Raw genomic sequence first — 25,274 nt, 5'->3', positions numbered from 1 at the left:
GGGTACGATTAACAAGTACGATCAACAATACGCAATCGTACCCAACTAAACCGCCAAGCTTAGATTTAGACTTTAAACTGCCCTACCGCAGTACCTAGTTCAGTCGCCAGCCCCAACAGCCCACGGGTGCTGGAAGCGACTTCACTAATCGCAGTACTATTTTCTTCCGCCGCCGCACTCAAGCTGGAAATTCCTTTAGCTAAAGTCGCACTGACACTGGTCTGCTCCTCCGCCGCGGTGGCAGTTTGTGCCATCAATTGTTTTAACTGCTGCAACCGGCCATCAATATCATCCACTTGTTGTTGCATCGACTGTGCTTCGGTTTTGGTATCGTTGGCAATGGCTTCACAACCAGCGCTACTGCTGTTCAGGCTATTTGATAACTGCAGCAGGCCCTGGATCACCGATGCAATATCACGGGTTGCCAGCTGCACTTTACCGGCCAGCTGCCGCACTTCATCCGCCACCACCGCAAAACCACGACCCTGTTCGCCCGCTCTGGCCGCTTCAATCGCCGCATTAAGCGCTAACAAATTCGTTTGATCGGCAATCGAAGTGATCACAGCCACTACCGAGGCAATTTGCTGGCTGTCCTCGTCCAAACGGCCAACTTGCTGGCGCATCTGTGCAAAAGCCGCCAGCGTTTGCTCAAGGCTGGCGCTGACATGCCCAATGGTCTGAGTAAGTTTGGCAGCAGCGGCTTGACTGGCGCTCACCTCGTCCGACGCCAGCACCGTGTTGCTACCAATTTCGGCCGCGGCATAACTCATTTCCTCAATCGCCGTGGCCAACATTTCCGTTTCGCGCGCCTGAATTTGTAAACTGCCATCAGCTTGAGTGAGCGCAGAGGAATTTTGTGCTGCCGCCATTTCCAGCGCCTGACCAACGCCCACCAACTGGCCAATCAACCGTCGTAATTGCTGCTGCATCTTGCTAAGCCAGCCCATTAAACTGGTTTGAGAGGCTCCGGATAACGACATGGTTAAATCACCATCGGCAATGCGGCTGGTCATATCGACCATATCCGCCGGTTCCCCACCCAGCGGCGACAATACATAAAAACTAACGACCCTGGCGGCTAACAGCGCCAACACAATAGCGGCGATGATGATACCCAAGCCAATCCACAACATCCGTGTTGCCGGGGCTGCTACTTCTGCGACATCAATCTCCGCCAGCAATGCCCAGTGCAAGCCGAAAATATCCAGTGCCGAGTATGCAGAAACTACTGGATTGCCATTGTAATCATCGATATACAACAATCCGGCCTCGCCTTGTAACGCCGCTTCGCTTGACGCTGTCACCACGCCATTTTGCTGGACGCTGCCGGCAAACGAAGCCAGTACCGTGCGCTTCTGAGGATCAAGAAAGGAGTCCGAGCGCATCCGTTGATCCGGCCCAACTAAATAAGTTTCGCCACTTTTCCCCATGCCTTCGCGCACTTGCATCACCGAATTAATGCGGTCAATCGACAACTGCACCGCCACCACCCAGCTTTCGCCGTTACTGCTAAGCTCCCGCGCCATAAAGGCCGCCGCCTGGCCATTGGAAGGCGCATAAGGTGCAAAATCTTCAATCAGCACCTGTTGCCCTTTGCCTTTGACCCGCTGGAATAACTTCGCAAGACCAGAGCTGGCATAAGGACCATTGATTAAATTGCTTTGGAAATCAGCCTCTTTTGCCACTGAATACAACACAGTGCCCGCCGGGTTAATAATAAAAATGTCGTAAAAACCAAGCTGTTGTGAAATCGGTAATAGTGCTTCGTGCAGTGCTTGTGGCTGAGCTGGGTCAAACTGGCTGTCGACCACCGCATGCACAGCGCCAAGCCCTGCGGCAAAATCACTAAATAACGCATTGATTTGACGTTGTTTAATTTCCCGTACCGCCACGAGCTTGGCTTCAGCCTGGGCAAACAACTCAGCACGTGCCAGCAAGGTGACGCATAACGTCGCGATGACCAAAGGAATTAACGCGGTGAGTAAGCTGATTAATTTGATTTTCTGAGTGAAACGCATGACATCTGATCCTTGTGTCGGGGTAACGTTAGGGTAAAGCGTTGGGATTACGATATTTGTTATTTTAGGTATTTAGTGGTTTTAGGTATTTGAGCTCTAAAGATAATCCAGACTGACAATTTTGCAACAAAAGGGACAACTTGGTTTCTCGGAGGTTCATTTGTGACAAAATTTCCACAAAAAAATACCGCAGACGTGCTGCGGTATTTTATGAATGCAGATTTACTGCTTGCTGGTCTGTTGTTTCATCCAGCTAAACACTTCGTTGTACCAACGTTCGGCATTGGCAGGCTTTAAAATCCAATGATTTTCATCAGGAAATACCACCAGCTTCGATTCAATGCCCTTGCGCTGCAACGTTGTGAATGCAGCTAAGCCCTGCGCATACGGCACGCGGTAGTCTTTTAAGCCATGGATCACCAGCATTGGCGTCTGCCAGTTGTCAACTAAAGCGGACGGATTGAACTTGTGGTAATCCGCTTCTTTGTTCCAGACCGGGCCGCCCATATCGTATTCCGGGAACCACAGCTCTTCCGTGCTACCGTAAAACGATGGCATATCAAACAAACCAGCGTGATTGACTAAACATTTAAATCCGGTTGGCCAGTTGCCGGCGATCCAGTTCATCATATAACCACCGTACGAAGCGCCTAATGCACAGGCGTTACCGCCATCAAGCCATTTCTGGTTTTCGATGATATAGGCAAAGCCTTTTTTCAGATCCTCCAGCGGTTTACCACCCCAGTCACGACTGATGGCATCGGTAAAGGCCTGACCATAACCCGTCGAGCCGTGGAAATCGATCATCACCACGCCATAACCCTGCGCCGCCCACAGCTGCGCATTCCAGCGGGCATTAAACATATTGCCAAAACTGCCTTGTGGGCCGCCGTGCACAATAAAGGCCATCGGATACTTTTTGCCTTCCTGGAAATTCCATGGTTTCATCCAGTAGCCATAAACAGTGTCTTCATTGGCACCCGGGAAACTGAACTGTTCAAATTCGGCAAACTGAATGTCTTTTAAGTTTTCAGCGTTCACCTGCGTCAGCTGATCGGCCATGCCCGATTCACCTTTAAGCTGGTAAATCTCAGTTGGCTGATTCAGACGATGATTGGTAAACACTACTTTGCCACCAGCAACATTGAGGCTACCGGCGCTGCCATCTGAATACAGTTTTGACACTTCACCAAAGGCACTATTGATTGAAAACACGCTGACCTGACCCAAGTCCTGCGCGGTGGCATACAAAGTGCGGTTATCCGGGCCAAACACGTATTCATTGACCGAACGATCCCACTCCGGAGCCAGTTCTTTGCGCTCACCGGTGGCTAAATCCAGCAGGATCAAGGCAAACCGATCGGCCTCGAATTGTGGTTTTTTCATCGCCAGATAAGCCATATAACGGCCGTCTTTCGAGAATGATGGTTTGGCATCCCAGGCCGGATTGTCTTTGGTCAGATTGATTTTTTCACCGCCTTTAAGCGATACCTGAAAAATATCAAAATTGGTATGCCAGGCCTGATCTTTGGCCGGAATTTTGGCGCTGAATACCAGATTTTGACCGTCTGGGGTAAACGATGCTTCGGCAACGCCTGCCACATCGGTATTCCACTCTGGCATTAAATCTTTGGCAGTGGTGATTTTAGAAGCTGTGACATCTGCGACAAAAAAGTGCGATTTTAAACCGTCTTCCCAGGTGTCCCAGTGCCTTGCCATCAACTGGTCATAGACCATGGCGGTGTCTTTTTTATCAGCATTTTTTTTATTGGCATCGACAGTACAGGCAATATCAGCACAACCTGGCACCACATCCAAGGCCAGTACCAGTTTTTTACCGTCGCCTGAGACCAGGTAACCCTGCACATCCAGCGGCAGCGCCGTGACTTGCCGTGCTTCACCGCCAGTTAACGGTAATTGCCAAACCTGAGACGAACCACTGCGATCGGCAATAAAATACAGACTGCTGTCGTCGCTGCTGAATTTCACCGAATGTTCTTTGCTATCGCTATCAGTCAAACGCTTAACTTTATTGCCGTCCTGCAAATCCATCAGATACAGATCGGCCGTGCTGTCCGCCGGATTTAAACCACCATTTTTCTGGCCATACACCAGATAGCGGCCGTCACTGGACAACACCACGTCATAAATTTTATTCAGTTTGTTCATGTGTTCGATGGTTAAAGCGGTCTTGGCTTGAGCTGCAGTTGCGCAAACTGCCAGCCCTGCCATCACAACCGGCGCTAATTGTGCCCATGCTTTCATACGAATGGTCTCCCGGGATATCGGGCCGGCGCATTCGCAACCGGCACGTCTTTATTGTTATTGTATGCTGTTTTAAAGTGCGGTTATTGTTGCGCTTCAAGTTCGCCGATCTTCACTTTCCAGATCGCAGGCCCTTGTTTATGCACGTTATTCCCCTGACTGTCAACGGCGACCGTTACTGGCATGTCGACCACATCAAATTCGTAAATCGCTTCCATACCTAAGTCGGCAAAAGCCACCACTCGGGCTTGTTTAATCGCTTTCGACACCAGATAAGCGGCGCCGCCAACGGCCATCAGATACACCGCTTTGTGCTGACGAATACTTTCCACCGTCGCGTCACCACGTTCCGATTTACCGATCATGCCGAGTAAGCCAGTTTCGCCCAGCATCATTTCGGTAAATTTGTCCATCCGCGTGGCAGTTGTTGGACCCGCGGGCCCCACCACTTCGTCACCGACCGCATCAACCGGGCCGACGTAATAGATAAATTTATTCTTAAAATCAACGCCTTCAGGTAAACCTTGTCCAGCAGCCAGCATGTCGGCAATGCGTTTATGCGCTGCATCACGGCCGGTCAGCATTTTGCCGGACAACAACACCGTTTCACCGGCTTGCCAGTCCAATACATCAGCAGGGGTCACGGTATTTAAGTTCACCCGGCGCACATTGGCCCCCAGCTCCCAGGTCACTTCCGGCCAGTCTTCCAGTTTTGGTACCGGTAAATGCGCCGGGCCTGAACCATCTAAATGAAAATGGACATGGCGGGTAGCGGCGCAGTTTGGGATCATCACCACAGGTTTAGAAGCGGCATGGGTTGGCGCTGATTTGATTTTTACATCCACCACTGTGGTTAACCCGCCTAAACCTTGGGCACCAATGCCGAGCTTGTTTACTTTTTCATACAGTTCTAACCGCAGCTTTTCTTCGCCAGTTTCAGCGCCTTTATCAATCAGATCCTGAATATCAACCGGCTCCATTAAGGCTTCTTTGGCCAGTACCGCCGCTTTTTCGGCAGTGCCGCCGATGCCAATACCGAGCATGCCTGGTGGACACCAGCCCGCACCCATTTTTGGTAAGGTTTCCAGCACCCACTCGACCACTGAGTCTGATGGGTTTAACATCACCATTTTGGTTTTGTTTTCGCTGCCACCGCCTTTGGCGGCAATCGCCACTTCCACATGATGACCAGCGACTAAATTAATGTGTACCACCGCTGGGGTGTTGTCTTTGGTGTTTTTACGGGAACCTGCCGGATCAGCAACAATGGATGCGCGTAGCGGATTGATTGGATTCATATAAGCACGACGGGTGCCTTCGTCGACCATCTGCTGTACTGTCAGGTCGGTTTTATCCCACTTGACGTCCATGCCGATATTGACAAAACAAGTGACGATCCCAGTGTCCTGACAGATGGGCCGGTGGCCTTCAGCGGACATCCGCGAGTTAATCAGAATTTGGGCGATCGCGTCTTTGGCGGCCTGGTTTTGCTCTTTGTGATACGCCTTTTCCAGCGCCTGGATAAAATCCAATGGGTGATAAAAAGAGATGTATTGCAGTGCATCTTCGATGCTGTCGATAAAGTCTTGCTGGCGGATCACGGTCATGTTTTGCCCTTATGCGTGCTGTTTGGGGGCACATCGCGCCATTCTCGGGCCACGTGCCACCATTAGTATTTCGGGCACCGGTTTCTTGCCAAACCGGCGCCACGCTGTTCTTTTTAAGCAGGGCTGGTATCATACCCCGCATCAATTCCAGCGGCTAGTCGCCTCCGGCAAGTTTTGTAACTGGCTGCCCTGTACCCGGGATTTTGTTGTATGTCTTTCGCTTATTTATTACCCGAATCGCCTGAAAACCTGCTGGATTATTTCGCGCTGGTGGCCGATTTACCTTATGCCATGTTGCTCGATTCTGCTGCGCCGGATCACGTCAATAGCCGTTACGACATTTTGGTATGTCAACCGCTGGCCACGCTGGAAGCTTTTGGCCGGCATTGTGTCTGGCAGCTTGATGGCCAGCTGCACCAAGCCGAACAAGACCCTTTTCTGCAGCTAAAAACCTTGCAGGCGGCACTTTTGCCGGAAGTTCCGGCCGATGGCTGTACTTTGCCTTTTTGTGGCGGCGCGCTGGGGTATATAGGTTATGACGCAGGACGGACCATCGAGCCGATGCCGGATTTAGCCATCAACGACATTAATTTACCTGATCTGGCGTTTGGAATTTATGCCTGGGCTTTGGTGCTGGATAAACAACTGAAACAGCTTTGGTATGTCGATTGCCGAGGTGATGCTGAAAATGGCTGGCTGGTGCAACAACAATGGTTTTTACAGCGCCTTAGTTTGAAATTTCCGCTCGCTGATGTAGCTCAAATACTGCAAAACGAACAGCCGGCCCACCACTTTGCACTGCGTTCAGCATGGCGGGCTAATCTCACGCAAACTGAGTACTTTGCTAGATTCGCACAAATTCAGCAGTACCTGCAAAGTGGTGATTGTTATCAAATCAATCTGGCGCAACGCTTTTCCGCGACTTATCAGGGTGATGAATGGCAGGCCTATCTGGCACTGCGTGAAACCAACGCCGCGCCCTTTTCTGCGTTTTTACGGTTAAAACAAGGTGTGGTGTTGTCGATTTCACCTGAGCGCTTTTTAGAACTAAAACAACGGCTGGTCGAAACCAAACCGATTAAAGGCACCAAACCGCGTTTTGCAGATCCGGTGCTTGATCAACAAAGTGCAGAGGCTTTGCGGCTATCGCCAAAAGATCGCGCTGAAAATGTAATGATTGTTGATTTACTGCGTAACGATTTAGGCAAAGTCTGCAAAACCGGCAGTGTCAAAGTGCCGGCACTTTTTAGTATTGAATCCTTTCCGGCGGTGCATCATCTGGTGTCGACCATCGTCGGAGAACTTGCCGATCACTATCAGGCGGCAGATTTATTAAGAGCGGCTTTTCCAGGTGGCTCTATTACCGGAGCGCCCAAAATCCGTGCCATGCAAATTATTGAAGAATTAGAACCTTGTCGCCGTTCAGTATATTGCGGTGCTATTGGTTATATTAGCCAACATGGTCATATGGACACCAATATCGCCATCCGTACCTTGGTTTGTTCCGACCAGCAGATTCATTGTTGGGCCGGTGGCGGAATTGTCGCTGATTCCAATGCGGCCAGTGAGTATCAGGAAACTTTTGATAAAGTCGCCCGGATTTTGCCGGTCCTCGCAAAGATTGGTAAAGCTGATGACGCTTGAGCAGTGGTTACCACGATTTTTACTGCAACGGCAACCAGCGGCAGCTTTATTACCGCCAGCCAATGCCGCAGTGATGCTGTTATTGTGGCCTGAGCAACAGCAGTTACAGTTGTTGCTGACCCGCCGAGCCATGCATTTGCGCCATCATCCGGGGCAAATCAGTTTTCCGGGAGGTCGAATTGAAACGGGTGAAACGGCTGTTGACGCCGCCCTGCGGGAAACCGAAGAAGAAGTGGGTGTTTCAGCGGCGACCATTAAGATTTTAGGATCACTTCCAGCGATGTCGACGTCCACTGGCTTTGTCGTTTCGCCATGGCTCGGGCTGCTGGGGGAACCTCCAACCTTGCGACTGCAAACAACCGAAGTGGCGGCAGCTTTTAGTCTGCCGCTTAGTTATGCCCTCAGTAACGAATACCGCAAACAACGTTGGTTCAGTCAGCCCTATCGCCAGCAGCAACTGCATTTTTTACCTTTTCAGGACCAATTGATCTGGGGCGCCACCGCAGCGATTTTGCACCAACTGGCCGAACAAATTCAGGCGCCTTGAGGTTAGTGTCGGTTTAAGATTGTCTTTTGCATCGTACAGCGGACACTTATCCGATAATAATAGAGATAGAATCTACACTGACCAGTTACAACCCGACTTACAGAACTGAGCTGGTTCCGCTACAATGGGGCCACATTTTTAATCACAGTAGTCTAAATTCATGATTATCAGCGCATTTGATATGTTCAGCATCGGCATAGGCCCGTCCAGTTCTCACACCGTAGGCCCGATGCGCGCCGCAAAAAAATTCACCGAAAATCTGGCAGAAGCCGGATTGATGTCACAAGTGCATAGCGTCAAAGTCGAGTTATTTGGCTCGTTAGGTCAGACTGGTGTCGGCCACGGTACCGGTAAAGCGGTTATTTTAGGTCTGGCCGGTAACCTACCTGAGCACTGCGATCCCGATCAAATTCCTGGCATCCTGAAGCAAGTTGATGAAAGCCAACAAATTAACCTTGATGGCAAACAACTGGTCAATTTTCCGCGCGAAGGCGCAATTATCTTTCACCGCCGTAAAACGCTGAAAGAGCACAGCAACGGCATGGAGCTGATTGCGCTGAACGGCAACAAAGAAATTATTCACAGCGAAATTTACTTCTCGATTGGTGGCGGTTTTATTGTCCGCGCCGAAGATTTTTCGCAGGAAAAAGAAGCGGCCAGTCAATTTGCTGCCAACAATCCACCACCATTCCCATTTGAAAGCGGTGCCGAGCTGCTGGCGCTGTGTAAAGAACATGGCCTGTCCATCGCCGGTTTGATGATGGAAAACGAAAAAGTATTGCGCTCAGAAACGCAAATCCAAGCGGAACTTGGCGCCATCTGGCAAACCATGTTCGACTGTGTGCAACGTGGTATCCGCACCGAAGGCATTTTGCCAGGTGGCTTAAAAGTAAAACGCCGAGCTCCAGCGCTACACCGCAGGCTTTGTGCTGAAAAAACTTCAGATCCACTGCAAGCGATGGATTGGGTTAATTTATTTGCACTGGCTGTCAACGAAGAAAACGCCGCGGGTGGCCGCGTGGTAACTGCACCCACCAATGGCGCCGCCGGAATTATTCCAGCGGTACTGATGTATTACGATAAATTCGTGCAGCCGGTAACGCCGGATATCTATTGCCGCTATCTGCTGACTGCAGCCGCCATTGGTATTTTATATAAGAAAAATGCCTCCATTTCTGGTGCTGAAGTCGGCTGTCAGGGTGAAGTTGGCGTGGCTTGTTCGATGGCCGCTGGCGCTTTAACTGAAATTATCGGTGGCTCGGTCGAAAACGTTGAAAACGCGGCCGAAATTGGTATGGAACACAATCTGGGTTTGACCTGCGACCCAGTCGGTGGCTTGGTACAAGTGCCTTGTATCGAGCGTAACGCCATGGGCGCGGTCAAAGCCATCAACGCTTCACGTTTAGCGGTACGCGGCAGCGGCGAGCATAAAGTGTCATTGGATAAAGTGATCAAAACCATGTGGGACACGGGTCGCGATATGCAAAGCAAATACAAAGAAACGTCACGTGGCGGCCTTGCGGTGAATATTATCGAGTGCTGATTATTCGGACAGCATAAAAAAGGGGGCGGAGCTAATTATGACCTAAGTTAATAATTAGCTCCGCCTCCTTTTTTGTTTGTCTTTCAACCTGTCGCCTTACATCGTCACTTTCAGCATACGATTGCAACCTTTTGGTCGCAAAATTGTCTTTTTTTTGAGCGCAGTTTTGTGCTAGCTTGAAATAGTTCCATCAGCAGGATTGGAATTTAGGGCTTTAGAAGTACCACCACAAGGAGCAGGACATGTCGATCAGTAAACAATATCTGAAAACCAAACCAGCATGCAAAGTGACCTTCATCGTGCCCGCAGAGCAAGCTCAGGCAGCAGGATCCGTTGCAGTACTTGGCGAATTTAACAACTGGGAGGCGGCTGTGATGAAAAAGCAGAAAAATGGCGATTTCAGCACCACCCTCACTTTACCCACCGATCAGCAATTTGAGTTCCGTTATTTAATTGACGGTGCGCAGTGGCAAAACGATGCAGAAGCTGATGGTTTTGTACCATCGCCGGTATCTTATGATCAAAACTCAGTCCTGCGGGTCTAGAGCGTGTAGACCTTTGGTGTATAACTTTTGTTCAACCGAGAACCGCCTGTCCACCACAGGCACCGCGAAGTACGCGGCTCCCGTTTGAACCCTTCGGGCAGCGCTTGGCTGACCTTTCTGCGGCGTTATCGCCCGCTCATGTAGACCCACTACACATCGCGGGCGATGCCTTGCATAAAAGCCAGCCAAACTGCTGCAAAACTATCCACCAATGGTCAACACGCTCTAGCGCAGGACTTTTTTCGATATCAGGATTGTTTGCAGTTAGCGGTAACGTTCCAGCACCAAACAACCCACCGAATACCCAGCACCAAATGAACACAACACGGCTTTATCCCCAGCGGTTAAGCCTTGTTTATTCTGGTGAAAAGCAATGATGGAACCGGCAGAAGCGGTATTGGCATAAGTGTCCAATACCAACGGCGCTTCGCCCGCTTCAGGTTCGCGGCCGAGAATTTTGCGCGCCGCAAAAACATTCATATTGATATTGGCCTGATGCAGCCATAAACGTTTTAAATCATCTGGCGCTACATCTAACCGTGCCATTTCGGTCAGAATAACATCCGCGACGATCGGCAATAATTCTTTGAAAACTTTCCGTCCTTGTTGTTTAAAAAATGGCGTTAAAGGGTCAACTTCCGGATGACAATGGTCGGTGTAGCTGACGTCACAACGAATATTGTTGGAAAATTCGGTTTTTAAACTCATGCCGAGAATTTTCCAGCTGTTGTCGGCAGTACAGGTGTCCGTCGTTTCAATAATGGTGGCAGTACACACATCACCAAAAATAAAATGACTGTCGCGACTGGTGTAATTCACCTGGGGTGAGGCAAATTCCGGATTCACCACCAACACCACTTTGGCCATCCCACCGCGAATTGCATTCACCGCATTGCTGATGGCAAAAGTGGCTGATGAACAAGCCACATTCATATCAAAAGCGTAACCTGCTGCACCTAATTGTTGTTGTAATTCAATGGATAACGCCGGATAAGCGCGTTGAATATTAGAGGCGGCACAAATAATTAAATCGATATCGGCAGCGGTTTTGCCTGCTTGTGCCATGGCTTCTTTGGCAGCAACGATGGCCATTTCGACCATTTCCGGAATTTCATCTTCACCACGTTTGGCAAAAACCGGCTGCATCACATTTGGATCCAGAATGCCTTCTTTGTACAGCACATGACGTGATTTGATGCCTGAAGCTTTTTCGATAAATTCGCAGCTGGAATATTCCATCGCTACAACTTCACCTTCGGCGATGGCCGCTGCGTTTTCGGCATTAAATAAATCAACATACTGATTATAACTGGCCACCAATTCTTCATTGGTGACGATTGAAGCTGGGGTGAATACCCCGGAGCCACTGATCACAACATCTTTCATAATAACTCCACCGCGCTATCTTCGTCTTTGACACGACTCTTTGACAGGTCGCTTGTTTGGGATGTCGTACCAGTATAACCGAACTGCGGCTCAATGATGCAAAGGCTGTTTTGGTTTATTTAAACGGATCACCACGGTACCTGAGCCTTTATCCTGGATGGCCTGGCGGTTTGGGTCCCAGAAAATCTGCAAAAACCCGAGTAAACCAGTGGCAAAACCAGCACCATACCCCCCCTGCCGACTAAAGGCCTGCCACAAATCCAACGGCACACCATCCAGTCGGACAATTTGGATCTGACAGAGCTTTTTGCCAATCGTCTGGCCATTGGTCCAACCGACAAAAGCGGTAAAATAAAACACCGCCCAGCCAAAACCAATGCCTAAATCCTGCAACACGCCGTTCACCCACTCCATAATACTTTTGGTTTCTGGATCAGGCACGTACCAGGCTTCGGTGTTCGGTAATTGTTGCTTTACACCATCGACTGCCGCAACCTGTGCCTCAGACATCGGGTAATGTTTCAGCACTTCGTCAAGCATCTGAGCCTGGCGTTCTTCGCTCAGCTGACTGCCCTCCAGTAGCCCAGTCATCACATCGGTCGCCATGGCGCGGTCAATCTGTTGTTTTTGCATCATCCGCCGCACCGATTTGAGCTCTTTAGCGACACAACCGTCGTGGCAACTTTCTTTGGCCATTGCCACCGCTGCCAAGCCAATTTGCACAGAAGTTTCAACGTCTAGTTCTTTAGAAGAGCTGGTCGTCTCCGGCGCTTCAAACAATATCTCCGGCGCATATTCGGCCGATCCGACGGCGACAAACCCGGCCAACAGCAATAACAACACCTGAACATACTTTTGCGCCTTAAGGCGTAACCACACCAGGTAGGCTAACACCGGCACCATCACCAGCAAACTGGCTTTGGCCAGACCGAGCACAATCAGGCCATCAATGGCCATGGCGACACCGCGCCGTATTGGACTCGCCAACGGCACGCCCAGTAATTCGGGATCTACATGAAAAGCGTAAGGCGTAATAATGGCGCGGGTTTCTTTGGCGGTTAGTGCCACGCCGGTTGGTTCAGCTTGCGGTGTCGTTATTTCAATCGGAAGCATGGTGAAAGTCCTTGGCTACGGCACGGAAAACTCTGCAGTTATCTTACTGACGTTTCCAACCTGTTGTAAACAGTTTCACTGCGGATGTTAACGGTGATTTTCACTTTATAACCAATTACTTATGCATATTAATCTGCAGATACCGACGCTGGCGTTATTTGCGCTGCAGTGCGCGGATCGCCTGTGACAATCCATCCAGCGATAAATCATACATCCGCTCTGTCATTAGCTGCTTGATCAATTCAATCGACTGATAATGCCCCCACCAGGCCAACGGTTGTGGGTTTAACCAGACGGCCTTGCCAAAATGCCCCAGTAGTTTTTGCAACCAGACTTCGCCTGCCAGCGCATTAAAATGCTCGACACTACCGCCGGGATAGCTGATTTCATAAGGACCCATCGTGGCATCACCGACAAAAATAAGTTTGTAATCAGCGCCATAGGTGTGAATAAGCGTATCGACTGCCAACATATCCTGCGGCCGGCGTTTTGCGCTTTTCCAGACATGCTCGTAGACGCAGTTGTGAAAATAGAAAAATTCCAGCTGCTTAAACTCGCCGTGCGCCGCGCTGAATAATTGTTGTACCTGTTCGACATGGTCATCCATCGAACCGCCGATATCAAACAACATCAGCACTTTAACTGCATTGTGGCGTTCGTTTTGAAACTTTAAATCGAGCCAACCGGCTTGTTTTGAAGTGGCGGCAATGGTGCCGGCTAAATCAAGTTCCTGCTGCGCGCCGGTGCGGGCGAAACGGCGTAACTGTCGAAGCGCCAACTTGATACTGCGATTATTCAGTTCAGCTTTACTATCCAGGTCCTTGAATTGCCGTTGATCCCAGACTTTCACCGCCTTACGCTGGCCACTACCTTGTTGGCCTACCCGAATCCCTTCCGGATGAAAACCATAAGCACCAAAAGGTGAACTGCCGCCGGTGCCGATCCATTTATTGCCACCAGCATGGCGTTCTTGCTGCTCTTTTAACCGTTCTTTAAAGGCTTCCAGCAGTTTCTCCAACCCACCCAGACTTTGCAACGCTGCTTTGTCTTCGTCCGACAGCTGCTTCAGCATACCTGGTACCAGCCATTCCTCCGGAATTGCGCTGGCTAAATCAATTTGCGTTACGCCGTCGAAATATTCGGCGCAGGCGCGGTCGAACTTATCAAAATGCACTTCGTCTTTGACCAGGCACAACCGCGCCAACTGATAAAACTGTTCAGCATCGGCAAACACCAGTTGTTGCTGCAGCGCTTTTAGTAAATCCAGCCATTCGGTGATGCTGACCGGCACGCCATAACGGCGCACCGTCAGGAAAAAATCAATCAGCATTGGCTTATCGTCCTGCGCGTTTGGCCATAAACAACAACTTTTCTACCAGCGCGACGTCTTGCTCGTTTTTCAACAATGCACCGTACAGCGGCATCAAACCGCCCTGTTGTTTACTTTGCGCCAAAGTGGCCGCCGGAATTTGCTCTGCCAGCAACAGCTTCAGCCAGTCGATCAGTTCAGAAGTCGAAGGTTTTTTCTTCAGCTGCGACATCTCGCGGAGGCCAAAAAACAACTCCAACGCTTCACTCAGTAAGTCACGACGCAAGTCTGGCAAATGCACATCAACAATTTGTGCCAAGGCTTCTTTATCCGGAAAGCGGATGTAGTGGAAAAAACAGCGTCGCAAAAAGGCATCCGGCAGCTCTTTTTCGTTGTTCGAAGTGATGATCACAATAGGTCGTTGTTTGGCTTTGATGGTCTGGCCGGTCTCGTACACGTCAAAGGCCATTTGATCCAGTTCATGCAGTAGATCATTGGGAAATTCGATATCGGCTTTATCGATTTCATCAATCAGCAAAATGGGCCTGTTGCTGGCAGTAAATGCCTGCCATAACTTGCCGGGTTTGATGTAGTTTGCAATATCCTGCACTTTACTATCGCCAAGCTGACTATCGCGCAGCCGCGACACGGCATCATATTCGTACAAACCTTGCTGCGCTTTGGTGGTCGATTTGATATGCCATTGAATCAAATCACATTGCAGGCTTCTGGCCAGTTGCAACGCCAGCTGAGTTTTACCGGTGCCCGGTTCGCCTTTAATCAACAACGGTTTTTCCAGTGCTATAGCAGCATTCACCGCCAGCGCCAGTTCTGCGCTGACAATATATTGATCATTACTTTGAAAACTCATTAGACTTCCTTTATAAAACCTATGCTTATAACAATTTCTATACCCAAAATCATTGGCGATGCAGGTAGGCGGCAACTGAGCGAATCCCCAGGAGCATAGTAGTCCTATGTGACTGGGGTGAGTGAAGGCGGCCAACAACCCTGCATCGTCAAGGATGACGGGTATTTATAACTAAAAGACGGCATAACTTATACCAAAACGCTTCTTTCGTTTTCGGGTGTAGCGGTTATGCTAAAGCCACACTTAAATATGCTGGAGCTTAGCATGGCTAAAATTTATGAAGACAACTCATTGTCAATCGGTAACACCCCGCTGGTCAAACTGAAACGTGTCACCACAGGCAACGTTTACGCAAAAATTGAAGCGCGTAACCCGAGTTTTAGTGTGAAATGCCGGTTAGGCGCTGCGTTGATTTGGGATGCCGAGAAAAAAGGTCTGCTTGGCCCTGGCAAAGAGTTAATTGAACCAACGTCTGGCAACACCGGTATTGCATTGGCATTTGTAGCGGCTAGCCGTGGTTACCCACTGACGTTAACCATGCCTGCCACCATGAGCCTGGAGCGTCGCAAATTACTCAAAGCGCTAGGTGCGAATTTGGTGCTGACCGAAGGCGCCAAAGGCATGAAAGGCGCGATTGAAAAAGCCAAAGAAATTCAGGCATCGGATCCGGATAAGTATCTGCTATTACAACAATTCGAAAACCCGGCCAATCCACAAATCCACTTTGATACCACCGGCCCTGAGATCTGGAATGACACCGATGGTCAGGTAGACGTGTTTGTCGCGGGCGTTGGTACCGGCGGTACTATCACCGGTGTAAGCCGTTATATCAAGCTTGAGAAAAAACACCCGCTGATTAGCGTTGCGGTGGAGCCTGCCGATTCGCCGGTGATCAGCCAAAAGCTGGCCGGAGCTGAATTAAAACCAGGTCCGCATAAAATTCAGGGCATTGGCGCTGGCTTTATTCCAGGCAACCTCGATTTAGAACTGATTGATCGGGTAGAAACCGTCACCAACGATGAAGCCATTGCGATGGCGCACCGCTTAATGAAAGAAGAAGGCATTCTGGGTGGTATTTCTTCGGGTGCCGCGGTCGTTGCCGCAGCACGACTGGCGGAATTACCGGAATTTGCCGGCAAAAATATTGTGGTGATCCTGCCGTCAGCTGCAGAGCGTTATTTATCCAGCGCTTTGTTTGCCGATGTTTTTACCGAACAGGAACTGACGGTATAACCATCTCTTCGCTTGAACGTTTGTTTGAACGAAAGGCCACTTCGGTGGCCTTTTGCTTTACAGCTAGCTAAAAAAGCAGCAAACTTCAGCAAAATCCCTGCTTGAGCTGAGGCTTCCCCATGCGCGCTTTGTTCCTTTTTTTTAGTTTATTCCTGCTCAGTGCCTGCAACGACTCAGCACCCTCCAGTACCACTGACAGTGCCGAAGTGCCGGAACAAATCGCGGTGAAATTTTTCGAAGCCTTGCTGGTGAACAATGATTTAAAAGCGGCACAAACCTACGCAGTGCCATCGTTAGGCCGGGTGCTGCAAAGCTTTTCTTCCGCCAAAGCCGCCAGCCGCACTTTGCTGAATATAAAATTTGATGAAGTGACTATCACTATCGAAGACACCAATAAAAGTGTGCGGGAGTTTTACACCGATAAAGCGGATGTGATGCTGATTTTTACCGGTACCTATGACGGTGGCAAAAGAGTCGATATGCGGATGGTAAAAATGGTGGCGGAAAAAGGCAAATGGCTGATTTCAGAAATTAAACCCGATCCATTTGCCCGCGCTGGTACCTAAACTGCAATTAACTTTTCGGACGTTGGAAAAAGCGCTGCAACGCCTGCTGACAATCATCGGTCTGCAGTAAATGTTCAAACACCGCCAATTCATGATGGAGTACCTGTTGTACCAATTGCTGTTGTGGCTGACGAAGTAATTTTTTCGACTGCATCACCGCTTCAGATGGTAACGCGGCAAGCTTTGCCGCTTTCTCTGCCGCTAGTGCAAATAACTGATCGTTCTCAATCACCTGATTCACCAGGCCAAAGCGCTCAGCATCAAAGCTACCAAAAGCTTCGCCCAATAACAGATATTGCGCTGCCTTCTGATAACCCAACAGTTTCGGTAATAACAAACTGGACGCTGCTTCCGGACATAAACCTAACGCGGTAAACGGCAGCTGAAAGCGACAGTCAGGCGCGGCGTATACCAAATCACAATGTAATAAAGCAGTGGTGCCAATCCCAATGGCTAATCCGGCTACCGCGGCAATCACCGGTTTAGGGCACTGGCTAAGCTGATGTAAAAACATCACCGTTGGGTGTTCGGCATTGAGTGCACCGGCCGCCACAAAATCAGCTAAATCGTTACCGGCACAAAAGCAGTCGGCTTGCCCGCGCAGCACAATCACATGAATAGTGGGATCCGATTCTGCGTCGCGCAGCGCTTGGGTTAGTTGCAGATACATTGCGCTCGACAACGCATTTTTTTTGTCAGGTCGAGCCAGCGTCAGTGTTAATACCTGCGCCTGTTGTTCAATTTGAATGGTCAAGTTCAGAGTTCCTTCAAGCTAATTCGTCGTTAAAGGCCAAGCGCCTGACCTTCACGGCGCGGATCGGCGCCGCCCTGCCAGCCGGTGGCCGATTTTTTGATCAGATGCAACCCACTGTTCAGTTCGACTATTTTGGTCTGATAACCCAAGTCCTGCATTTTTGGCAATAAGGCTTCCAGGTCGGTGCCCTGCTCCAGCGCCAGAAAATCGTTGCGATGGGTTACTTTTGGTAAATCTGCCGCTTGCTGCGGATCCAATTGCCAGTCAATCATCGCGACCAAGGCTTGTGCAACATAATTGATGATCCGACTGCCACCAGGCGATCCGGCCAACATCACCAGCTCACCTTGTTGATTAAACACCATCATTGGCGCCATTGACGAGCGTGGCCTTTTGTTCGCTTCGACCCGGTTTGCCACCCATAAATTATCGACACTGGCTTCCAGCGAAAAATCCGTCAGTTGATTATTCAGTAAATAACCGTTGACCCATAAACCAGATCCGAAGGCATTTTCAATACTGGTGGTGACACTAACGGCGTTGCCTTTCGCATCGACGATGGAAAAATGGCTGGTGTTTTCGAACTCAACTGCTTGTGAGCTACTAAGTGCAGTTGCACCTTCAGGCTCACCTGATAACACATGTTGGGCATCCTGGGTTCCGATGAGCGCTGCCCGTTTTCGTAAATAATCCCGCGACAATAACCCTTCCACTGGCACGGTGGCAAAGGCAGGATCGGCGACAAAGCGTTCGCGATCGGCAAACGCCAAACGGCTCGCTTGTGCAAACAAATGCAGCGCCGTTGCCGAATTCACTGGCATCGCGGCAATATCATATTGCTCCAGCATACCGAGAATTTGCAGCACCGCGAGACTACCAGAACTAGGCGGCGCCATGCCACAAACATTCAACTTACGGTAACTCTGACAAATCGGTGTCCGTTCAATGGCCTGATAGCCGGCCAAGTCGGCAGCACTCAGTTGCCCCGGATTCACCGCCGCCAGATTCACGGTTGCAATCAAAGCTTTGGCATTGTCTCCAAGATAAAATGCCGCTGGCCCCTGACTGGCGATTTTTTTCAGCAGCGCCGCATAAGCCGGATTTTTAAGCAGATGACCAGCTGGCAAGGGTTTGCCTTGTGGGTAAAAATAATCTTTGGACGCGGCGAACCGGGATAAACCGCCGTCCTGATACAGATAAAGCAATTTTGCCAGACGTGGTGATACGACAAAACCCTGCTCCGCCGTTTGAATAGCTGGCGCAAACAATTGCGCCCAGGGTAATTTGCCCCAGCGCTGATGCGCATCGAACAGCGCCCGAATAACCCCGGGACTGCCGACCGACTTACCACCGACATAAGCCGTACGCCAATCCAGCGTTTTGCCATCAACTTTAAACCAGTCCGGATGAGCGGCAGCCGGCGCAGTTTCGCGACCGTCAATCGTCTGCAGCTTTTTCTGCGCCTGATCAAAGTGCAGCATAAACAATCCACCGCCAATGCCGGAGCTTTGTGGCTCGACCAATCCCAACATTAGCTGCACGGCGATGGCCGCATCGGTGGCGCTGCCACCTGCAGCAAGGATCTGTTGCCCGGCCTTCGTTGCCAGTGGATTAGCGCTGACCACCATCGCATTGGCACTGTCCACCCGGACTTTTTGCGAAACCCCAGTCGCGGCTTCTGGATCGGTTGCTTTATTATTGGCAGGTGCTGATAAAACTGATGAAGAAAAAACCAAAGCAAAACAACAACTCAGGTTCATCAACGGCACTAAAAACTTCATGGGTGTTCCAATCTTTTCGCAAGAAGGGACAACCTTAACTTATCTGTCGCAAACAGATCAATGCCAGCTAAAAATAAGTTAAGATAAGCCTGTTCCGGAAACATTTTGTTGTTATTCCTTTTGCAAACGATTACCGAAAGAGATCTAAATCTTGATGCATGACCGTCTATCCAAATTACCCGTTGCCGGCTTATCTTTAGCAGTTATTTTCATTGTCCTGCACTTATTGCGACTGGAATTAACTCCCTGGTTAGAATTTGACCGCAGTGCGATTTATCAGGGGCAATGGTGGCGCATTGTCACCGGCCATTTTATGCATACCAACAACTGGCATTTAGTGATGAATCTGGGAGGGTTGTTATTAATTTTGTTGCTACACGGTAGCTATTACCGGCCGTTGCAACTGGCAGTAAATTTACTGCTGGGTTCGGTACTGATAGGTTTAGCATTGTTGTTCTGGAGCCCACAAATCAGTTTGTATGTTGGCTTATCTGGCTGGTTACATGCACTGCTGGTTTGTGGCTGTTGTATTGATATTCAACGCCAATGGAGCAGTGGCTGGCTGATTTTAACTGCAGTTTTTGGCAAAGTCATTTGGGAACAATGGCAAGGTGCCAGTCAGGACGTCGTCACGCTCATTGACGCCGAAGTTGCCACCGATGCGCATATGTATGGGGCGGTGATTGGTTTGTTGCTATATGCCACTTCGTTATTTGTCCGTCGTTTTGCCGAAGCGGGTGAACAAGCGCCTGCGGGCTGATTTTCGCCCTCAATCTCTCTTACTTCTGCCATACCCAAAATCATTGAAGATTCGGGTAGGCGACGAGGAGCGAGACTGGAGCGCCAGCCCGACCCAGGAGCATAGTTGTCCTATGTGACTGGGGCGAGCGAGCGAAGGCAACACTCCCGCATCTTCAAGGATGACGGGTATAAAACGGTGCTGCAACGCTAAACTGCAGCAGCTTACCACTGACCGGGTGGCAAAATTCAATACTGGCCGCATGCAAACAGAGCCTTGGGCTTAGCGCCTGATTCTTCGCATCCCCGTATAAAGTATCGCCAATAATCGGGTGCCCCAGACTTAACAGATGCACCCGCAACTGATGCGAGCGCCCCGTCACCGGGCTTAATTGCAGGCGGCTGACATCGCGCTCTTGTTCATAACCAAGCAGCTGATAATGGGTCAATGACGGTTTTCCGGATACCTGGCAGATTTTGTATAACGGACGACGCGCCGGATCTGCCGCAATTGGCAAATCGATACTGCCGCTGGCTGGAACCACTTCGCCCTGTACCAACGCCTGATATTGTTTTTGCACGGTGCGCGCCTGAAATTGTTTACTGATATTCGACAGTGCCGCTTTGGTCAGCGGTAAAATCACCAGCCCCGAAGTATCGTAGTCCAGCCGGTGGACGACCTGTGCGGTCGGGAATTGTTGTTGCACCCGGCTGACGAGACAGTCAAAATTAGCCGGATGGCGACCCGGCACTGTCAGTAACATCGCAGGTTTATTCACCACCAATAACTGGTCATCCTGGTAAATCAGCTGCCAGGCTTGTGTGGTTGGGGTCAGTATTTTTAACGCTTCAATCGAATCAGTCACACGTATCGCCAGTCAGATGCTGCGCTAAACAGCTGAAGAAAAGGCTATTATGCCAGAGCGTTTGGCCTGCGCCTATCGTCACGCGGTAGTGCAAAAGAGCAACTGTGGTTTTCATTCAGCAATTCAACACAAGTACCTTATGATCAACGATGATTTTTGCTATCAACCACCGGCTTCCGACCTTGAAATTCTGTTTCAGGACAAAGATCTGCTGGTGGTTAACAAACCAAGTGGCTTATTAACCAATCCGGGTAAAGGCGAGCACCTGGCCGACTGTTTGCTGAGCCGGGTGCAAACGCAGTTTTCCACAGCATTATTGGTCCATCGGCTGGATTTATCGACCTCAGGGTTGGTGGTGTTTGCGCTGCGGCGTAAAGCCGAAGCCGCGTTAAAACAGCAGTTTGCTGAACGCATCGTCAAAAAAACTTATTTGGCCAGAGTCTGGCAACAGCCGAACCCAGCCGCGGCAGAAATCAATGTACCGTTGATGGCAGATTTAACGGCACCACCGCGCAATAAAGTCTGTTTTGAGCAAGGAAAATCCGCCCTAACCCGTTATCAATGTCTGACGGATGCTGATGAACATGCGCTGGTGGCGCTGTTCCCGGTAACAGGCCGGGCCCATCAGTTGCGGGTGCATTTACAAAGTATTGGCCATCCGATCCTCGGCGATGCGTTGTATGCACATCGCGAAGCGCTGGCGGCGGCGCCAAGGTTGTTGTTACACGCGATGGTGCTGGAGTTAAATCAGCCTTATTCCGGCGAGCGTTTACGTTTTATTGCGCCACCTGATGTGAACGCTTTTGCTTTGTCAGATTGCCCGGGCGCTGACTATCTGCAGTTGCTGACGCCACTTTCCTGACCGTAAATTCAACTGCAACCGCTAGGTTCAAGCGGCAAAGCAATATTATTGATTTTGAATACAAAAAAAATGCCAGTCACAATGATGACTGGCATTCATAAACATCAGCTTTGTGCTCACGCGGCTCGTTACAGCTCGCGTTCAAACAACTTATAAATCCTTCGATATTCATCCAACCAGCTGCTTGGTTGACGGAAACCGTGGGGTTCAACCGGGAAAATCGCCGTCTCAAAAGTATTTTTTTCCTGTTCAATCAGCCGCTGAACCACTCGGACCGTATCCTGGAAAAATACGTTGTCATCCACCATCGGCGCGTTGATCAGCAGCTGGTTTTTTAATCCTGCGGTGAAATAAATCGGTGAACTACGCTCATAAGCAATAGGGTCCACATCCGGCGTATTCAGAATGTTCGACGTGTATGGCTGATTGTAATAAGCCCAGTCGCCGACCGGACGTAGCGCAGAGCCGGCTTTAAACAGATCTGGTTGGGTGAACATCGCCATAAAGGTCATAAAGCCACCGTAAGAACCACCATAAGTACCAACACGCGCCACATCAACATTGGCATTGGCAACCAGCCAGTTCACGCCGTCCATTAAATCCTGAGTTTCAGGCGTGCCCATCTGGCGGTAAATCGCAGTGCGCCAGTCACGGCCATACCCTTTTGATGCCCGGTAATCCATATCCAATACCACATAACCTTGTTGGGTCAGGATTTGATGGAAAAAGAACTCGCGGAAATAGTTCGACCAACCTAAATCACTGTTTTGCAGATAACCAGCGCCGTGGTTAAAGATCACCGCCCGGCGTTTTTCACCTTGTTGGTAATCTTTTGGCAGGTAAAGTTTTGCAAACACCGGCTGCTCGCCATGGCTTGAAGGCACTGCAATCACTTTTGGTGCTTGTAACGCCATCGCGGTCAGTTGCTCAGATACGGTGTAGGTCAGACGTTTTAACGCACTACCACTCTGGTTTGCCATCACATACAACTCTTCCGGCATCACCGAGGTTGAATAACGCACCAACAACTGGCTTTCATCCGGTGACAAATCAAAACTCAGATTGCCGGTTAAAGCGGTTAATTGCTGCGCTTTTTCTGCCGCTAAATCCAGCTTGTAGACGTTGTAAATGCCTGGATGGGTTGGGTTGGCGCGATAGTAAATTGCTGTACCAGCGCGGTTTAACTTCGGCTGACTGACTTCAAAAGTGCCGCTGGTGAGCTTTTTCGCTTTGCCGTTTAATGCTTTTACGTAGAGGTGTGAATAACCACTTTCCTCGGATAAAAAGTACAGGTTAGCACCTTGGTTATACCAGCCGAAATTGTTGAAATCGTAGTTGATCCAGGCGTCGTCATGTAAACGGTGCTGACTAACCAACTTGTTGCTTTTAAAATCAACGGTTGCCAGCCACCGGTCTTTGTTGTCCCAGGCTTTGAGCATCACCGCCACTTGCGAACCACTTTCGTTCCAACGAATTGCCGATTGATCCCAGCTCCAGTCATTCAGTAACGAAATATCACGCGCTGCTTTTTTCGAACTGTACGATTTGCCCTGCCGCTTGGCGTTTTCAGCTTTCACCGAAGCCAGTACATCTTCGTCAAAGCCTGGTAAAGTGTCGTAGCTGAGCGGAAATTGCTGGTTGTTTGCAACATCAACCAGCAGCAGTTTATGCGGCTGTGGTTTTTGGTCATGCACGCGGGCACGCACCGGCTGTGCCGCAATATCACCGGTCGCGGTAATATAATTTGGCATGATGTCTTTGCTGTTGCGCTCATGTTTGCCACCCAGCGCCAACAGCACTTTATCGCCTTTGGGCGACAAGCTGGCACTGTCAATGGATACATCTTTGCCCAAGTACACCGGGGCTGGCGCTAACACATCACTTTGCTGCTGAAGTTGTTGTTGCTGGTTGAACGCGTCGGTGGCGTTTTTGTGCTCCAGCGCAATGAATTGAATTAACTTGTGTTGTTCTTTCGCCAGATAACTGTCCGGTACGGACGGCGCTTTTGGTTGTGCTTCCGTTTTCAGACTGACCAACAAAGATAAGGCACCACTTTGTAAATTCAGGCCGTAAAAATCCCAGCCCTGACGCCAGCTCAAACGGCCATCGGTTAAAAACATCACATCCGATTGTTGCTCGCGGTTACGGGTTAACTGACTGATTTTGCCGGAGACGACTTCTTTGACAAATACCTGACCTTCAAAAGTCCAGGCGACAAATTTTCCATCATTGGAAAAACGTTGATCTTCAGCGCCGATATTATCCAGCTCATGCAACGCCACTTGCTGGCCGTTGTCTGTCGCAACTAAAGGCCGGGCGAACCAATCACGCAGTTCTGAATTTTGTTGTTTGCGCGAATAAAAAATACTTTGGCTATCCGCCGACCAATAAGCGGCTTCTGGCTGACGACCCAACCAATCCGGGTGCGCCATCGCTTGTTCCATCGTCATTGGCTTGGTGCCATTGGTGGCGGCTTGGATCTGCACCGGGGTCAGTTGATAACTTTGTGGCTCTTTTGCCTGGGTTGCAAAACTGACACCCGCCAACAAAATTGCGCTGAGCGTCACGGCTAGCAAAGGTTTTGAAAATTGTGTCATCTGGATTTTTTCTATGTGAACTGGACTAGGGTGCATCACTTATACAAAGGTCCGTCCGGAAATTCAACCATCTGCGGCTGTTGGTTGAGTTCACAGGATAAAGAGCGCTGCGGGCAATCTGAAGTTTGATCGCAACACGAATTGGTGTTTGCCAGACACTGCGAACGAGCTAAAGCGGCAAACAAAAAAACCGCTGACGATAGCCGGACAGAAATGGGGATCTGCCAGGTACAGTCAGCGGTTTGCAGGAACTCGGTGTCAGCCAGCTAGCTGATACAGGTGAAATGTTGGATCAGGCCGCCAGTTGCGAGGTTAAATCACCAATTTGCGCTTTGGCAGCAGTGAGTGCCGCTTGTGCCGATTCAGCCCCCATGTTTAGACCTTCGGCATACACAAAATGCAGGTTTTTCAGGCCGATAAAGTTAAAAAATGCTTTTAAAAATGGCGTTTGGCTATCGTGAGGTAAGTCTTTGTAAATACCGCCGCGGGTGGCGAAAAACACCACTGGTTTATCTTCCAGCAAACCAACCGGGCCGGTTTCAGTGTATTTGAAAGTAATGCCAGCGCGGGCGATGCGGTCAAACCAGGCTTTGAGCTGACTTGGTACACCAAAGTTGTACATCGGTACGCCAACAAGTATCACATCAGCCGCTTGCACCTGGGCGATACTGGTATCTGACAAAGCTGCAACTTCAGCTTGCTCCGGAGTACGGTCACTGGCTGGCGTCATCCAGGCACCAATTTCAGACATTGCCAGGTGCGGTAACTGCTGCTGATTTAAATCCAGCCGCGTCACCGTAGCTTCGGTTGTTAATGCCTGTAAAAAGTTTTCAATCAATTGATTCGATTGGCCTTGTTCGCCGCTGATTGAGCTGTTGACGATCAGAATATTTTTCATGGTGGCTGTTCCTTTGATGAAGTCCGGCCACTATAACTCCTACTAATACGAATATATATCGCATAAAATCATAGTTATCGTTCTATTTATTTCAATCAACCAAATTCAGATCCAACATCATTCATGCGGCG

Annotated in this window: 20 protein-coding genes; 8 read left to right on the top strand and 12 right to left on the bottom strand. The window is 49.8% G+C overall.

The window, feature by feature from the left end:
* Window positions 1-65 precede the first annotated feature (65 nt).
* From EOE67_RS09375 to EOE67_RS09365, 3 genes are all read right to left on the bottom strand, one after another.
* Window positions 66-2,018 (bottom strand): methyl-accepting chemotaxis protein, encoded by a 1,953-nt coding sequence (locus tag EOE67_RS09375; protein WP_127698830.1) that lies wholly within the window; start codon window positions 2,016-2,018, stop codon window positions 66-68.
* 222 nt (window positions 2,019-2,240) lie between these two features.
* Window positions 2,241-4,283, bottom strand: a complete 2,043-nt coding sequence (locus tag EOE67_RS09370; protein ID WP_127698829.1) for an alpha/beta hydrolase family protein — start codon at window positions 4,281-4,283, stop codon at window positions 2,241-2,243.
* 83 nt (window positions 4,284-4,366) lie between these two features.
* Window positions 4,367-5,890 carry a fumarate hydratase gene (locus tag EOE67_RS09365; protein WP_127698828.1) on the bottom strand — a complete coding sequence of 508 codons (1,524 nt, stop codon included), beginning with the start codon at window positions 5,888-5,890 and terminating at the stop codon, window positions 4,367-4,369.
* Window positions 5,891-6,100: 210 nt separating this feature from the next.
* Between EOE67_RS09365 and pabB the strand changes: the two genes are divergently transcribed.
* From pabB to EOE67_RS09345, 4 genes are all read left to right on the top strand, one after another.
* On the top strand, window positions 6,101-7,534 hold the full coding sequence (pabB, locus tag EOE67_RS09360) for an aminodeoxychorismate synthase component I (RefSeq protein WP_127698827.1): 1,434 nt from the start codon (window positions 6,101-6,103) through the stop codon (window positions 7,532-7,534).
* Window positions 7,524-8,081, top strand: coding sequence for a CoA pyrophosphatase (locus EOE67_RS09355; protein ID WP_127698826.1), 558 nt, complete (start codon window positions 7,524-7,526; stop codon window positions 8,079-8,081). Before pabB ends, EOE67_RS09355 begins: the two co-directional genes overlap by 11 nt.
* Before the next feature lie 160 nt (window positions 8,082-8,241).
* Entirely contained in the window at window positions 8,242-9,624 is a 1,383-nt protein-coding gene (locus EOE67_RS09350; protein WP_127698825.1) for an L-serine ammonia-lyase, read from the top strand.
* Between the two features lie 242 nt (window positions 9,625-9,866).
* Window positions 9,867-10,169 (top strand): isoamylase early set domain-containing protein, encoded by a 303-nt coding sequence (locus tag EOE67_RS09345; RefSeq protein ID WP_127698824.1) that lies wholly within the window; start codon window positions 9,867-9,869, stop codon window positions 10,167-10,169.
* 264 nt (window positions 10,170-10,433) lie between these two features.
* Here the strand turns inward: EOE67_RS09345 and EOE67_RS09340 are convergent, their stop codons facing one another.
* The 4 genes from EOE67_RS09340 to EOE67_RS09325 form a co-directional block, all read right to left on the bottom strand.
* The gene (locus EOE67_RS09340) at window positions 10,434-11,555 is read right to left on the bottom strand and encodes a beta-ketoacyl-ACP synthase III (protein WP_127698823.1); all 1,122 of its coding nucleotides are present in this window, start codon (window positions 11,553-11,555) and stop codon (window positions 10,434-10,436) included.
* Between the two features lie 90 nt (window positions 11,556-11,645).
* Window positions 11,646-12,668, bottom strand: coding sequence for an RDD family protein (locus tag EOE67_RS09335; protein WP_127698822.1), 1,023 nt, complete (start codon window positions 12,666-12,668; stop codon window positions 11,646-11,648).
* A gap of 154 nt (window positions 12,669-12,822) precedes the next feature.
* Window positions 12,823-13,998: a vWA domain-containing protein gene (locus EOE67_RS09330; RefSeq protein ID WP_127698821.1), complete on the bottom strand. Its 1,176-nt coding sequence runs from the start codon at window positions 13,996-13,998 to the stop codon at window positions 12,823-12,825.
* A 4-nt stretch (window positions 13,999-14,002) separates the two neighbouring features.
* Window positions 14,003-14,848, bottom strand: coding sequence for an AAA family ATPase (locus EOE67_RS09325; protein ID WP_127698820.1), 846 nt, complete (start codon window positions 14,846-14,848; stop codon window positions 14,003-14,005).
* A 264-nt stretch (window positions 14,849-15,112) separates the two neighbouring features.
* On the opposite strand from EOE67_RS09325, the gene cysK reads away from it, so the two are divergent.
* On the top strand, window positions 15,113-16,081 hold the full coding sequence (gene cysK, locus EOE67_RS09320) for a cysteine synthase A (RefSeq protein WP_127698819.1): 969 nt from the start codon (window positions 15,113-15,115) through the stop codon (window positions 16,079-16,081).
* 119 nt (window positions 16,082-16,200) lie between these two features.
* Window positions 16,201-16,647: a hypothetical protein gene (locus tag EOE67_RS09315; RefSeq protein ID WP_127698818.1), complete on the top strand. Its 447-nt coding sequence runs from the start codon at window positions 16,201-16,203 to the stop codon at window positions 16,645-16,647.
* Window positions 16,648-16,654: 7 nt separating this feature from the next.
* On the opposite strand, the gene EOE67_RS09310 is transcribed toward EOE67_RS09315, so the two are convergent.
* Together EOE67_RS09310 and ggt are read right to left on the bottom strand one after the other, a co-directional pair.
* Entirely contained in the window at window positions 16,655-17,401 is a 747-nt protein-coding gene (locus EOE67_RS09310) for an enoyl-CoA hydratase-related protein (protein WP_240652768.1), read from the bottom strand.
* Window positions 17,402-17,430: 29 nt separating this feature from the next.
* Entirely contained in the window at window positions 17,431-19,182 is a 1,752-nt protein-coding gene (ggt, locus tag EOE67_RS09305; RefSeq protein ID WP_240652767.1) for a gamma-glutamyltransferase, read from the bottom strand.
* 154 nt (window positions 19,183-19,336) lie between these two features.
* Here ggt and rrtA point away from each other — a divergent pair, with 154 nt between their 5' ends.
* Entirely contained in the window at window positions 19,337-19,942 is a 606-nt protein-coding gene (gene rrtA, locus EOE67_RS09300; protein ID WP_240652772.1) for a rhombosortase, read from the top strand.
* A gap of 154 nt (window positions 19,943-20,096) precedes the next feature.
* Here rrtA and EOE67_RS09295 read toward each other — a convergent pair whose 3' ends face one another.
* Window positions 20,097-20,786 carry an RluA family pseudouridine synthase gene (locus EOE67_RS09295; protein ID WP_127698815.1) on the bottom strand — a complete coding sequence of 230 codons (690 nt, stop codon included), beginning with the start codon at window positions 20,784-20,786 and terminating at the stop codon, window positions 20,097-20,099.
* A 139-nt stretch (window positions 20,787-20,925) separates the two neighbouring features.
* On the opposite strand from EOE67_RS09295, the gene EOE67_RS09290 reads away from it, so the two are divergent.
* Window positions 20,926-21,648 (top strand): pseudouridine synthase, encoded by a 723-nt coding sequence (locus EOE67_RS09290; RefSeq protein ID WP_127698814.1) that lies wholly within the window; start codon window positions 20,926-20,928, stop codon window positions 21,646-21,648.
* A 128-nt stretch (window positions 21,649-21,776) separates the two neighbouring features.
* Here EOE67_RS09290 and EOE67_RS09285 read toward each other — a convergent pair whose 3' ends face one another.
* Window positions 21,777-24,245: a S9 family peptidase gene (locus EOE67_RS09285; protein WP_127698813.1), complete on the bottom strand. Its 2,469-nt coding sequence runs from the start codon at window positions 24,243-24,245 to the stop codon at window positions 21,777-21,779.
* A 292-nt stretch (window positions 24,246-24,537) separates the two neighbouring features.
* Entirely contained in the window at window positions 24,538-25,143 is a 606-nt protein-coding gene (locus tag EOE67_RS09280) for an FMN-dependent NADH-azoreductase (protein ID WP_127698812.1), read from the bottom strand.
* Between the last annotated feature and the right edge of the window lie 131 nt (window positions 25,144-25,274).

The sequence above is a fragment of the Rheinheimera riviphila genome (assembly GCF_004005945.1).
GTDB lineage: Bacteria > Pseudomonadota > Gammaproteobacteria > Enterobacterales > Alteromonadaceae > Pararheinheimera > Pararheinheimera riviphila.
Note: the sequence above shows the minus strand (reverse complement) of the source record. Positions and strands in the feature narration are given on the sequence as shown.